The 14,120-nt window shown below is 45.3% G+C and carries 12 protein-coding genes; all 12 read right to left on the reverse strand.

Annotation, left to right across the window (positions count from 1 at the left end; genetic code table 11):
• Window positions 1–478 precede the first annotated feature (478 nt).
• The gene (locus PHG87_06915; GenBank protein ID MDD5477906.1) at window positions 479–1,810 is read right to left on the reverse strand and encodes an HD domain-containing protein; all 1,332 of its coding nucleotides are present in this window, start codon (window positions 1,808–1,810) and stop codon (window positions 479–481) included.
• Entirely contained in the window at window positions 1,800–3,719 is a 1,920-nt protein-coding gene (locus tag PHG87_06920; GenBank protein ID MDD5477907.1) for a HEAT repeat domain-containing protein, read from the reverse strand. Before PHG87_06920 ends, PHG87_06915 begins: the two co-directional genes overlap by 11 nt.
• 24 nt (window positions 3,720–3,743) lie before the next feature.
• The gene (locus tag PHG87_06925) at window positions 3,744–5,384 is read right to left on the reverse strand and encodes a glutamate synthase-related protein (GenBank protein MDD5477908.1); all 1,641 of its coding nucleotides are present in this window, start codon (window positions 5,382–5,384) and stop codon (window positions 3,744–3,746) included.
• Window positions 5,385–5,528: 144 nt separating this feature from the next.
• On the reverse strand, window positions 5,529–6,941 hold the full coding sequence (gene gltA / locus PHG87_06930) for an NADPH-dependent glutamate synthase (GenBank protein MDD5477909.1): 1,413 nt from the start codon (window positions 6,939–6,941) through the stop codon (window positions 5,529–5,531).
• Window positions 6,942–6,978: 37 nt separating this feature from the next.
• Entirely contained in the window at window positions 6,979–7,824 is an 846-nt protein-coding gene (locus tag PHG87_06935) for a sulfide/dihydroorotate dehydrogenase-like FAD/NAD-binding protein (GenBank protein ID MDD5477910.1), read from the reverse strand.
• A complete protein-coding gene (gene hydG, locus PHG87_06940) occupies window positions 7,817–9,205 on the reverse strand; it encodes a [FeFe] hydrogenase H-cluster radical SAM maturase HydG (protein ID MDD5477911.1) in 1,389 nt (462 codons plus the stop codon). Before hydG ends, PHG87_06935 begins: the two co-directional genes overlap by 8 nt.
• A gap of 4 nt (window positions 9,206–9,209) precedes the next feature.
• On the reverse strand, window positions 9,210–10,511 hold the full coding sequence (gene hydE, locus PHG87_06945; GenBank protein MDD5477912.1) for a [FeFe] hydrogenase H-cluster radical SAM maturase HydE: 1,302 nt from the start codon (window positions 10,509–10,511) through the stop codon (window positions 9,210–9,212).
• Between the two features lie 6 nt (window positions 10,512–10,517).
• Window positions 10,518–10,982 carry a hydrogenase maturation protease gene (locus tag PHG87_06950; protein MDD5477913.1) on the reverse strand — a complete coding sequence of 155 codons (465 nt, stop codon included), beginning with the start codon at window positions 10,980–10,982 and terminating at the stop codon, window positions 10,518–10,520.
• Window positions 10,975–12,324, reverse strand: a complete 1,350-nt coding sequence (locus PHG87_06955; protein MDD5477914.1) for a Ni/Fe hydrogenase subunit alpha — start codon at window positions 12,322–12,324, stop codon at window positions 10,975–10,977. Before PHG87_06955 ends, PHG87_06950 begins: the two co-directional genes overlap by 8 nt.
• Window positions 12,305–13,069, reverse strand: a complete 765-nt coding sequence (locus PHG87_06960; protein MDD5477915.1) for a cytochrome B — start codon at window positions 13,067–13,069, stop codon at window positions 12,305–12,307. The genes PHG87_06955 and PHG87_06960 overlap by 20 nt, the downstream gene beginning before the upstream one ends.
• The gene (locus PHG87_06965; GenBank protein MDD5477916.1) at window positions 13,053–13,919 is read right to left on the reverse strand and encodes an FAD/NAD(P)-binding protein; all 867 of its coding nucleotides are present in this window, start codon (window positions 13,917–13,919) and stop codon (window positions 13,053–13,055) included. Before PHG87_06965 ends, PHG87_06960 begins: the two co-directional genes overlap by 17 nt.
• 64 nt (window positions 13,920–13,983) lie before the next feature.
• A partial coding sequence (locus PHG87_06970) for a 4Fe-4S dicluster domain-containing protein (GenBank protein ID MDD5477917.1) occupies window positions 13,984–14,120 on the reverse strand: 137 nt, incomplete at its 5' end.

Consider the following 14,120-nt stretch of genomic DNA (forward strand, 5'->3'; position numbering starts at 1 on the left):
AAAACCTAATACTGCGCGGGTCCTGCCTTTAGCGTCTGTCTTGTCTTGTTTCCTCGCGCACCGCTTGCCCCGCCCCGGCGAGGCGGGGCTGCGCTCGGCCAGAATTTTGCGCTCTGCCAAGCTTCGTAGATAGCCGGGCATCCGTGCCCGCGCAAAATTCTCACGTGCGCTCGGAACCAAGCCAAGCCATCCGCTAATACTATATACATAAATGACACTGACAAGTTTCGCAGCGAGTGTCGATTTTAGCCAATGGAGCTTGAGCGAGGATACCCCAAGGCCAACCTTTAGGTTGGCAATCTTGGGATGGCGATGCTGTTTGAGTGGTTTTTGCTAGAGCAAAAACCACGAGTTCAGCAGCCACCGAAATGCGAAAGACCATTGGCGTTAAGAAATCGACCTCGAGCGAGAAACTTGTCGGGGTCACCTGTAACAGCGCAGGGCGAAAAATTTCAGCGACGGAAGCAAAAGATGGAAATCAAACTAAACGCAAATACTCCTTGCCTTCCTTCCAGGGATTGAGGTAACGCTCAATACTCAGACTGTTATCCTGGACCAGATCAACTACGCGTTTTTTATCTAGGGGTGAGATAATCTCGACTTTTGGCCGCCGGATGTCGGATTCATTTTCATCTTTAACTAATGCAATACTCCCATCATTTAACGCCACGATCGAACCAACCGGCCAGAGGCCCATAAATCGAAAAAATTTATCCAGTAACTCCTGATCAAAAGAAGCGCCTCCCTCTTTATTCATTATATTATAGACCACGTCAGGAGAATAATCCTGTTTATAGCCCCTTCTTTGGGAAAGGGCATCATAGACATCGCAGATAGAAACAATCCGGGAAGCAATATGCTGCTTTCTTAATAAGGGCATCCGGGGGTAACCGGAGGAATCATATTTTAAATGGTGCTCAAAGCTGACGACCACAGGCAAGAGGCCCAAAGTATCTACATATTTAAGCATTATCTCCGCCCCCATAATCGTGTGGCTGCGAATACGCCCAAACTCCTGGTCCGTAAGCTTATCGGGTTTATGCAGTATTTTACGCGAAATGAATAGCTTGCCGATATCATGGAACATGGCGGCAACGCCGATATTTAAAACATCGCTCTTGTCAAAACCCAGGCGCGAAGAAAAATACATGGAAAGAATAGAAACATTGAGCATATGGATATAGGTCTCCATATCGTATCTTTTTACCGTAGCCAGCTTAAGCAGCTCCTGGCGCTGCGTGCTTAAATTTTCCATAATATTACCCATGGAAAGTTTAAGCGCAAGATGGTCGATCTTTTCAAAATTAAGCACTCCGCTTAAAGCCTGATTAATCTTATCCGCGGAAGAATCATAAAGACTGCGTTGAGCCGGGCCAACATCAGCCTTATCTTTTTCGGACCCAACCTTAAGCTTGCCTATATTAATATGCTGGATACCGGCAAGGTTAAGCATCTCCTGAAGATCCCCTTTAAAATCTTCTTTGGGCCGGGCGATAAATTCGATGAATATGCCCAGCTCATCTTTACTTAACCCGCGCAAAAAAGCAAGCCTTTCGATATTTCTTTCTTTTAAATATAAGATCGCCGGGCGCAGAAATTTACTCAGATCAAAAAAGATCTCCTTTTCAAAAGCCAGGTCCTCTCCGACAATTCCAATGATCATCTCCTGGCGCTCTGCCAGGACATCCTCAAAAGACGCATAGGCGCTATCCAAAGACCTGGTAAACATAGGATGCTTCAGGCCGTACATCTTATAAGCCTGAAGACAGGTAAGTAAACTTTTAAAAGCCGCCTCAATATTAGAAAACATCCCACTCCTTTAAAATCTGTTTGGCCTTATTCCGCATTTTTTTATTCCAAAAAAATCTCAGGCGAGCCAAATCGCGGATTCGGCCGGCTGCCTCAACGAATCTCAAATCAAAAACAAGCTGCATGTTTTCCATAAGCAAGTCGTTCTTTTTTCCAAAAAAGTTAGGAATATTAAACAGCACATCCAACCCCTTCTCTCTTGCCTGCGCATCCAATATCAAAACAGAAAACAAGTTCTTTCTAAGCAGGAAGGAATCCGCACTTAACTGGCGCATCAAAAAATCAACATCGACTTTTTTAAATTTAGCCATGGCCGTAAGCACCTCGATCTTAATCAATTCATTAGCTGAAGAATAAATATATTCTAAAGCCTCCAGGGCTCTAGGGTCGGCAAGCCGGCCTAAAGCATCGATTAAGCCGGCAAGAAACTCCATATCCTGGAGTTTCTGCCCCAGGCGCTGGTAAAAAGCATCCATTTGCTGCGCAAACAACCTGAAAAATAAACTCACCACCTGATTACCGGGTTTTAGAGAAGCGAATATTTTATCCAAGTAATAACCAACATCCTGGCTGGGCGAAGAAACCATATCCAGGAGAAATTCCTGCTGCGGCAAGAGGGATTGGTTTAACGCAATATTTTCGATAAATGCGGAAAGTTTTTTTTCAAGATTAGCGCATACGCCGATACCCTGTTTTTTTCTTTCCATCAACAGGCTAAAAATACTCTTTAAAAAATCCAGGTCATTATCTTCAAGTATACCGGCAAACTCTTTCTCTAAAATTTCCCCTGCTAATTCTAGGTTATCCTCATCCCCGGCGGTTGAAAGCATATTTAAAATTATATAATGGTAATTTCCACGAAGCCTCCGCTGGTCAAAAAATAATCCTCCGGAAGGAGCAATCCCCTTAATTAAAGATTCCAGTGTGTTACGGTATACGGCGGATACCCGGTCATCATGTCCTGCGGTTAATAAATTCTGGATTCTCTTTAGCGCGTTGGGATTATCTTTTAAATACTGGGATTGCTTTACCCTGGCTAGGAACCCTTCGGCAATCTTCGGAGGATTTTTCTGCTCGGCGATTTTGGAAAAAAGCTGCAAACTTAAATCATCGAAATTATCCTCCTGGGAAATACCCTCCCAGAGAAGGGCGCTAAAATCCTCCGCGCTTAAACTATCAAAGACAGGCACCAGCTTTGCCAGTTTTTCTTCATTAAGGGATTTTTTATTGCGTAAGAGCCATAAAAAAAGATCCTTTGAGCATTTATCGAACTTTTCCTTATTCTTTCCCCTTAGACAAACCAGGAACTCATGGATATCTGAAGGGACTTCTTCGGTTTCAAGAATATCTTTTTCGCTGCTGCGTTTGATCAGCGGGCCGAAATCATCGGCCAGTACCTCTAATTTGGCCGGGTCATTACTGTGGGTAGCCTCCTTAAGTATATATCCCCAAATGTCGGCGCATTCCTGCCCCTGCTCCTGCAAAAAGGCAGAGTAGTCCAGCTCCCCTATTGTAAAATGAGCAAGCTGTTTATCCTTAAGAATGGCATTAATTCCGCCGCCTTTAAAAATATCTTTTTGTGACAGGGAGATTACCGAGAGAAACTGGACCAGTTCCTGAAGGCTCACACCGTTTCTAATTTCGAAGCTTTTGATTTTACGCTGATGCAACAGGCGGGCTAATTCGTCATAGAAACCGCTTTTAGCCAAATTTTTGCCGTCAACCAGGATACCGGTGCTGGTTACCCCGATTCTAAGCGGGTTTAAAACAGCCAGGGCATCTTCAAGCTTAACCTTAAAGTTTTCAACGGATTTAATAAAATAAGGGTGGTCTTTGGAATAAGAGAAAGCGTTGGTAAGGGCGACTTTGAGGCTGCGAAAAAAATCTTCTAGTATTTTTTCATTTTCCACAAGTGTTATTCTACAACCAAACAACTACTCCTGCAACATTTTCTTAGCCTTATCGTCTGCTGCATCGGTAATGAAAGATATACCTGTTTCTTTTTCTGTTTGGCGGTTTGCCGAGAAAATATCGCTACGCGTAATTGACTTAAGCGTGAATCTCCTGGCACCGGCCATTAACTGCTGCAGGCCAGCCGCTAATTTATCGGCCAGCGTCCAGAAGGCAACTGCGCCTAGAGGCACATTTTTCATCTCATTTTTGCCGACCTTTTTCTGAAGGTCATAATAACCGGCAAAAAGCTCTTCGGCGCTTGTTCCAAGTTCAGCTACTGATGCCGGAAGCTTATCCCAGCTTCCGCTTACCCTGGCTTTGGCTGATGGATTCAACACGCCTTCGATATTAGATCCCAGATATGCGGGAATCATTAACGCCCGGCCCATACATACTAATTTGGTATAAGGAGCTCCTAATGCCAAAGCTTTGAATATATGATCTTCGCGGGCAAGGCCGCCGGCAAAAGCCATAGCCACCACCTTTTTGCCTTTTTTACGTAAAATTTCCGCGTATTCATAAGCTTTGGAATGCAGCAATATGGAAGGAACGCCCCAGGTTTCCATCATATTCCAAGGGCTCATCCCGGTACCGCCGCCGGAGCCATCAATTGTCAGCAGATCAAGCTTGGCATCGGAAGCGTACTTAATCGACATCGCTAAAGCTTCCATCCCGTAAGAACCAGTCTTCAGCGATATTCTCTTATAACCGATCTTCCGCAGGTATTTAACTGCTTCCATAAAACTCTCTTCTACCTGCTTCTCCGAAGAAAGGCTGGTATAGCCTAAACGGCTGTGGCGGGCGATAGATTTAATCGCTCCCGCTTTAAAAGCATCCTGTACTTCAGGCACGGTAGGATCAGGATCAACAACATATCCCCGTTTTTTAAGAAACTGCGCGTATTCAAGGCTGGTAACCTGGATCTCTCCGCCGATACATTTGGCGCCCTGGCCCCACTTTAATTCAATAACCACTTTGTCGCCGTATTTACCAATTACGTATTCGGCAACCCCGTTACGGGTATCCTCAACATTCATCTGCACGATAATGGCGCCATAGCCGTCGTAATAACGCAGGAACGTCTCGATCCTTCTGTCCAATTCAGGAGCCTTGAGGATCCTTCCATTTTTAATTTCGGCCTGTTTATCAATACCGACTACATTCTCCCCAACAACGATCGGCACGCCTACCAGGGCCGCGCCGCAAGCAAAAGACTCCCAGTATTTGGCGGCGACGAAAGTTGAGCCCAGCGCCCCGGTCATTATCGGAACTCTAAATTTGGTTTTAACTGCCTGCCCGAATTCTCCCTCAATATTCACATTAGGAAAAATACAATCATCTTCGGAATTCGTCAGCCCCTTAGGAAGGCCGTATGCCCCATAATTATAACCGTTAATCCGCAAAGAATTATAAGCGACTCCCAAATGAGTTGTGTTTGCGCTTCCGGCGGTAGTAAAACTATAATCCCTTGGATACAGAAGCTTTCTTCCTTTTAAACTGGAAAGCCAGGTCTCGCATTTACCCATACAGTCTACGCGGCAAAGGGTGCATAACCCGCTCTCACAAGGATTTCCCCGGTTTACCGTACCTAAAGCATCGTTTGTTTTCGGCCATTGAATCATGAAGACTCCCCTTTCCTTAATCTCAAATCTTAATCAGATTTTGCCTAAAAATCAGGCAGTTGGGTTTTAAAAAAGACGCCTTTGCTACTCTGCAAAATCAAGGCGTAATATTTAAACTATATAATAATACAGGGAATTTCTTTGTCAAGAATTTTGCAGGATACTTATTGCGGCCTTCTTGGCCATACCCATGGCCTCAATAACCGTCCCCTCTCCCCCGACAATATCTCCGCCGGCAAAAACATGCTTAATCGAGGTCTCCATGGTCGCAGGATTAATCACAATATCTTTGTATTTATCGGTTTTTAATTCAGGGGTGGCGCTGGTTAAAACCTGGTTTGCCTCTAAACCGATAGCAATAATCGTCAGGTCGCAGGGAATACTAAAATCACTGCCTTCTAAAGCAACGGGCTTTCTCCTTCCGGAAGCATCCGCTTCTTTAAGTTCACAATTGAGGCAATTTAATTGCCGCACAAAGCCTTTATCATCAGCCTGAAACTCTTTGGGCTGAACCAGGAATTTAAATTTAATCCCTTCTTCTTCGGCGTGTTTAATCTCAAGCCTGCGCGCCGGCATCTCGGTTACCGTGCGCCGGTAAATAATCTTTACGTCCGGTTTTATGCCGTTTATCTTTTGCAGGCGCAGAGCGCAGCGCGCCGCGTCCATGGCGGTATTGCCCCCTCCGACAACCAGGGCATGCCGGCCGATATTTACCGGAGTGTGGTATTCGGGGAATTTGTAGGCGGACATCAGGTTTATCCGGGTCAAAAACTCATTAGCCGAATAAACATTGCAAAGGTTCTCTCCCTTTATACCCAAAAATAACGGCACTCCGGCGCCTAGCCCCAAGAAAATCCGGCTAAACCCCTGCTGAAATAATTCATCCAAAGAGACGGTCTTACCCACCAGAACATTGGTTTTAAATTCTACCCCTAACTTAGCTAAATAATTAATCTCATAATCAAGGATTTCCCGCGGCAGACGGAAGTTCGGAATGCCATACCTTAAAACTCCGCCGCAACTCTGCAGGCCTTCAAAAACAACTACCGCCGCCCCTTTTCTGGCTAATTCACCGGCGCAGCATAACCCTGCCGGGCCGCTGCCAACCACGGCTACTTTGGCCTCCGATGATTGGGCATCTTTTTCTACCGGTGCCTGCAAGTTATTGCGCATTCCATAATCGCCGACAAACCTCTCCAAAAAATGGATATTGATTGCCTCGGAGCTGCAATACGCTAATTTGCTTTTATTCAACACGCAGGCTTTGCGGCATTGGTATTCCGCCGGGCAAACCCGGCCGCAAATCGAAGGAAAATTATTCGTTTTGCGGATAGTAAAATAAGCTCCGGCATAATCTTTTTTAGCAACCTGGAAGATAAACTCTTTGATATTGATATTTACCGGGCAGCCCGAAATGCAGGTAGGATTTTTACATTGGAGACAACGCAGGCTCTCAGCTAAAGCCTCCTTTTCTGAATATCCTAATACTACTTCATCGAATCCGCTTATCCTTTTATCGGCAGATAACTCTTTTGCTTTAATGGGTTCTTTAGTCATATTGGAAACAGTTTCCAACTCAATCGGGAAACAGGGCCTAAAATTTTAATTTACAGATATGCTTCTCTTTCTCCAGATATATGGAGTTCCTTTTTTCCAGCTCCTCCCAATCAACTTGGCCAGCTTCAAACTCCGGGCCGTCTACGCAGCTGAATTTAACTTTTCCGGCAACGGTTACCCTGCAGCAACCGCACATCCCGGTAGCATCAACCATCAGCGCGTTTAATGAAACAATTGTTTTAATATTGAAAGACTGGCTAATCTGCGAAACTTTCTTCATCATCGGGATTGGCCCTACCGCGTAAACTAAATCATATTTATCTTTTTTAAGCAGGTCCTCTAAAACATCAGTGGTAAAACCTTTTTGGCCAAGCGAGCCATCATCAGTCATCAGATAAATTTTATCCGCCGTATCCCTAAGTTCTTTTTCCAATATTAATAATTCTTTAGTCTTGGCCCCGATGACCGCCGTAATATTGTTTCCTGCCTGCTTTAGGCTTGTTGCCACAGGATAAATTTCGGCAATCCCTACTCCACCGCCGACTAAAATAACTTTGCCATAATTTTTTATCTTGGTAGCATGGCCCAGAGGGCCAACCAACGCGTATAGAGTATCGCCTGCATTAAGGGCACCTAAAGTTTTAGTCGTCAGTCCCACTTCCTGGAAAATAAGGATTATGGTTTGGGCGAAACTATCTGCCTTAACAATAGTCAGCGGTATCCGCTCTCCTTTTTCGCTGGGCATAACTACGACGAATTGCCCGGCGCCGGCTTTGCGGCTAATCTCCGGGGCGCTTATCGTCAGCTTGACAACCCTTACTCCGGCATGATCGACGATAAGTTCTTTAGCGATTATTTTACCGGCTTTGCTCAAATCAGACATATTCATCCCTTAGCCCTTTTTCGACGCGGCTAAAAAATTCTTTCAGTTTAACTTGTTCAGACGCAGCCAGTTCTTTAGAATGCCGCGCGATCATTTTATAGCCGGTATCCCTGACTGCCACGGAAGCAAAATCATCCAGATATTCTTTCAACGTAATCAAAGCGTTCATCTTGCATTTACCCTTAATCGTTCCGGGCTTAGCCAACTGCATAAAACTTTCACCGGTCCGGTTCATCCGGTAACAAGCGGCGCAAAAACTGGGAATATAATCATGGGCAATTAAAGTCCCCACTATTTCATCCAAACTGCGATGGTCGCCAAGAGAAAATTGGCCGCCTGCCTGTTCTTCGGCGCTAGTGGAATAACCTCCGGGTGAGGTAGATGATTCAGCGCTAATCTGAGAAACACCCAGGCTTAGAAGCGTATCGCGCAGCAGCGGGTCTTCACGCGTCGACATGATTATCCCGGTATACGGCACAGAAAGCCTTAAAACCGCGACTACTTTCTTAAACTCATCATCAGAAATTTTGCAGGGAGGATTAAAAGACAATTGCGCGCCTTCTGCCGGCTCAATGCGCGGCACAGAAATAGTATGCGGCCCGACCTTAAATTTCTCTTCCATGTGTTCAATATGGGAAAGCAGGCCTAAAGTTTCAAAGCGGTAATCATATAGACCGTAAAGAACCCCAATCCCTATGTCATCTATTCCCGCGGTAAATGCGCGGTCAACCGCATCAATCCGGTTATCCGGATCGCTTTTTGGCCCTTTAGGATGCATCCGGCGGTACGTTTCTTCATGGTATGTTTCCTGAAAAACCTGATAAGTTCCAATACCGCTCTCCTTAAGCCGCTTAAATTCGCTAGTGCCAAGCGGCGCGCAATTAACATTAACTCTTTTTATTTTATGCTTGCCCACCCCTGCCGCATAAATAGCCTTAACTGCCTGGACATAATAATCTATATTGGATTTATCTTCCGGGGCAGCCTCCCCGCAAACCATCAGTATTCTCTTGTGGCCGCGCCCCAGGAGCCACTCTACCTGATGTTTAATTTCAGGCACAGTTAGGGCCTTACGCTTAATCAACGGGTTATCCGCTTTGAATGCGCAATATAAACAATTATTAGCGCAAAGATTGCTGATATAAAGTGGCGCAAAGAGCACTACCCTTTTCCCATAAATCTCTTCCTTAACTGAATTAGCCGCGCTGAATATCTTCTGAATATATCCGGGATCATCCACCGCAAGCAAAGCCGCTGACTCAGCCATTGTAAGCCGCTTAAGCGCACGGCTTTTATTCAGAATTGCATCAAGCGCGCGCTGATCAGTGTTTACCGCCTCAATTAATAAATTATTTATTTTTTCTGCGTTAATATATTTCATAAAATTAAAGCGCCTCCAGATCGGTTGGGGCGCGGCCTAAAGAACGCAAGAGAGAAACCGTGGATTCAATCTGGGCGGAAATATCCTCGGATTGATGCGCTCTGTCCGGATAAATAGAGTAAAATGGCCGATAGGATAACGGGGTAACATTAAGCATCAGCGAATTTGCTCCCGCAAGCAGGCTGCTTTTTGCCGCGTCCTTGCTTAAAGTTTCCAGAGCGGTAGTTACCAGAATCTTGGCATTGTTGTCGCCTACAATTCTGGCCAGGGCCAAGACCTTAATCACTTCTTCTACCGGCACGGACTTGTGATTTGAGAAAGGCGTAGCCGGATGCGGGATAAAAGGGCCGAAACTATACATCTCCGCGCGCAGCTCTTTAGCCAGAAATAAATCATTTAAAATATCTTCATTGCTCTGCCCGGGTAAGCCGATTAAGCTTCCGGTAAGGATTAAGTAACCCAGAGCATAGGCCTTGCGTAAATGCAGCAGCCGGTTCTCTAAGCTCATCCCGGGATGCACCTTCTGATAAAGCTTAAGGTTGGAAGTTTCAAAACGCATCAGCAGGCCGCGGGCTCCGGCCTGATAAAGTTTTTCTAAACCCTCTACTCCGATCTCGCCAAAACTTATAAAAATCAGCGCGGGAAATTTTTCCTTGATCTGTTTAACGATATCCGCTAATTCATCAATGGTGTATCCGGGATCCTCTCCGCTTTGCAAAACTAAAGATTTAAATCCATAAACTTCAACCGCCTCTTTAGCCGCCTGTAAAATTTCATCCTTACTCATGCGATAGCGCTTCAGTTCCTTATTATGATAAGATATCCCGCAATACTGGCAACCCTGGCAACAGTAATTGGATATCTCAATTATCCCATGGACGCAGCAGGAATTTTTATGGTATTTCTGGCGCAGGAAATTTGCTGTTTTAAAAAATAACTCTATCTTGTGCTTGTCTTTTGACCCCAATAGGTACAACAGCTCCCGGCGGCTGAGCTCTCTTGACTGGCTGGCCTTATCCAATATTGCAAATAGTTTCTTATCCGTATGCGTACCGTTAAACTGCAGGCGGGAAAGCTTTAAATCCACCTCCTGCAATTGGAAAAACGTTTCTTTCCATACCGCAAGAATACTTTGGGCCTCAGAGGGAGAAATCTTGCTGACCACAAATCCTCCCTGCGCGTAGATATAATCGCCGATATCGATTTTGGACAGTTCGTTATGGGCTTTCCTTTTCTCGCCAAAATAATCCACGGTGACCGTGTTATTCTCTATTTTTTCAACTTTCCCCGGTATGGCATAACACATCTTAAACTAAAGCAGCCTTTCTTGGATAAATTTATCAACTTGTTCGGTCAACTCTTGCAGCTTTTCTTGCAATGTACCGCTTAAAGATTCGCCAAAACCTACATCAGCCACCTGGATGCCGGCAACATAAATTTTGGTTGTAATCTCCAAATCGGAGGTTAACCTGAAAATATCCTTAAGATTTAGTTCATGGGATGAGAGCGCACTGTCTTTATTTGTAAAAGAGGCTTGCTCTAAACCAAATATCTTTAACTCCCCTATCGGCAATTTTGCGTTGATACCGTCGATAAGTAAAACCGTATCATAGTCCTGCAGGCGATGGATTAAATCAAAACTGGCAATGCCAAAATCAAGATAGTCGATACCCGGGCGCGGATAATGATTAAGGAGGGACCCCAGAATAATTACCCCTATTCCGTCATCTCTCCTTAAACTGTTGCCTAAACCGATTACCGCGATTTTTTTAGACAAAGCTTACGTCCAGCAAATGCGTGGCGCAGGATATGCAGGGGTCATAGGAACGGGCCAACATCTCAAGATCAAGGGTAATCTCTTCTTGAGTTTTCTTACCCAACAACTCCGGGACAAGTTTGCGCATATCATCCTCTAAATTACCTATATTCTGATTGGTAGGAATCACGCAGTTGGCAGCCGTAATATGCGCGGAATCATCAATTGTATATTCATGGAATAAAGAACCCCGGGGTACTTCAACGCATCCTGTGCCGGTATTGGGTTTATATTTGATCTTGCCAACTTCACTTCTCTTTGGCCAGGAGGCAACCACCACCCCCTCCTCCTTTAATCCGTCTTTTAAAATCTTCTCCAGTATAGTAATCGATTCTTCCAGGCAGTGCACCCATTCCACAAGCTGAGCGGCAGTATTAAGGTAAGGGTTATAGCAGGGAGCCTTTAGCCCTAATTCGGCGGCTACTGCCTTGGCTTTTTTGTGCAGCTTATTGAAATTATTGTTAAAACGCGACAGGGATCCCACGGCATAAGACTTGCCGTTGATCTTGGAAATTTTAGCCTTGGAATAATCGACCACGGATTCCATAAAAAGTTTACGGTAATCCCGCACTTTGCTCTTTTCCCCGTTGACCATTAAATCTCCGTCATACATCGCGTATTCATCATCAGAGGTCAGGGACATATATTGAGTCGGCCTCTGGAATTGCGGAAATTTAAGCGTCTTAATGATCTTTACCGTCGCTTCGCCGTCTTTGCGCGATTCTAACATCAGGGTATGCAATTTTTCCAGTCCTTCCCTTGACGGAAGCTGGGTAAGCCCGCCGATAACATAACTTATCGGATGGATATGCCTGCCGGCAAGCACCTCTGCGCCATAATCACTCATCCGCTTCATCCGTAAAGCCATCTCAATTACCGGCCGGTGCGTTTTGATCAAAGGAACAATACTTTTTACCCCTAATAAATCCGGGGCAACCAGAATATAGATGTGCAAAATATGGCTGTCCAGCATCTCGGTGTATAGCAGCAGCTTCCTGAGCATCACTACTTCAGCTGATGGTTTTACGCCCAAGGCATCCTCTGCCGCCTTAATGCTGGCCAGGGTATGCCCGCAAGCGCAAATGCCGCAGATACGGCTGGTCAGATGCTGGGCTTCCCAGATCGACCTGCCGACAAGCATCGACTCAAAAAAACGCGGAGATTCAATTACCTGAAACTCGCATTTAGCCAGCTTGCCTTCTTTTACGTCCACAACAATATTACCATGGCCCTCTACCCTGGTCAGATAATGCACATCAACATTCAGGTTTTGCGAATCTATCTTATTTGAACTCTTGGTCATATTTCTCCCCCATAGAATCATTATATAAAGTAAAACTATTCAGGATATCCTCTACCTTTAACCCGTATTTTTGCAAGATATCTTTTGCCGCGTCACTTGCCGGTTTCTCAACCAACCCTCGGCAGCCATAGCAGCGGTTTCCGTTATTAATGCACCAGGAGTTGCATCCGGCGCGGGTAACCGGGCCCATACACTCCTGATCCTTTTCATAACGACAGACATTTTCATTCATCTTGCATTCCACGCAAACAGCGTAATTGGGCAAAGGATAAGGCTTACCCAAAAGGATTGCTTTGAGGACCGCAATAATCTCGGGAATATAAGGCGGGCAGTTAAGGATATAATAATCCACTTTCACTACCGCGTCCAGCGGCATGGCCTTAATGGTGTTGATCAACCCGGCCTTGTCCCCGTAAACTCTTTGTTTGGCCAACTCTAGGGGCGAGCGGTTCTTGATCCCGTTTACTCCGGCAATAGTCGCGCAAGAACCAAAAGCCACTAAAATTTTCGCCTTCTCCCTGATTTTCTTAATCCGCGCGACATCATTATCAGTAGTAATACTTCCTTCGACGATAGCAACGTCATAGTCCTGGCCGTTTTCGGACATAACTTCCCGGAAGCTGACGATATCGACAAGCTCGGTCAATTCAAGAAAAGTGTTGCCCATATTGGCAAACTGCAGCTGGCAGCCCTCGCAATCCGTAAAATCAAAAAATGCCACCTTGGGTTTAGATTGCTTTTTCATGACACTCTCCTTTAAATTTTTTTAAATCATTATAAGTGAATACCGGGCCCGACTGGCAAACATAAACCCCTTCGATCTGGCAGTGCCCGCATTTACCCAAACCGCAGCGCATCCGCCTTTCCAAAGAAACAATAATCTGATGGTCGGGTATCTTTTTCTCCAGTAATTTGACGATAACAAATTTATACATAATCGGCGGGCCAACCACAACCCCGTAGGTGCGGGTAGGATTGATGTCTACTCCGGGAATTAAGGTAGTAATCAGGCCGACATTACCCTTCCACTCCGGATCTGCCCGGTCAACGGTACAATTGAATTTGATTTCAGCTCTTTTCATCCATTCCTTGGTTTCCTCTTCGAATAACAGTTCTTTGGGGCTCCTGCAGCCAAGCAGGATCTGCACATTGCCGAAATCATTGCGATTGTGCATAATGTACCGGATTAAAGAGCGCAGCGGGACGATGCCTAATCCTCCGGCAACAATCATCACGTCGTAACCAAACATATTATCCACGGGAAATCCTCTGCCAAAAGGGCCGCGGATGCCTAGTTGGTCCCCTTTGCCTAATTTATGCAGCTTATCGGTAAATACGCCGACGTTTCTTACGGTAAGCTCAAAATAACCTTTATCGCTTGGCGATGAACAGACCGAAATCGGAGCTTCTCCAAAACCAAAAATAGAAACCATCACAAATTGCCCGGGAACATGCCCAAGATTAATTTTATTTTCCAGTTGGATACGGAAGAATTTTTCCTTATCCGTAACCATCTGCGCTTCGATGATCTTAGCCTTCATCGGCAGATAAGGGGTAGTCCTCATTTTTTCCAAAAGTATCTCACGTTCAAGCATATTGACTCCTTGCCCACAAGGGCACACCCGCGCAATACCTTATAAGCGCGGGGCGTATCTTCAATTATTCATGCCCCTCTTCACTAAGCAGGGAATTTACAGTTTCAATCAGGCTGATATCCGCCATACAGGTCCGCGTGCACCTTCCGCAGCCGGTACAAAAATAACGGTTAAACTTATCAACCGGATATTTGAATTTAC

Source organism: Candidatus Omnitrophota bacterium (assembly GCA_028716245.1).
GTDB lineage: Bacteria > Omnitrophota > Gorgyraeia > Gygaellales > Profunditerraquicolaceae > UBA6249.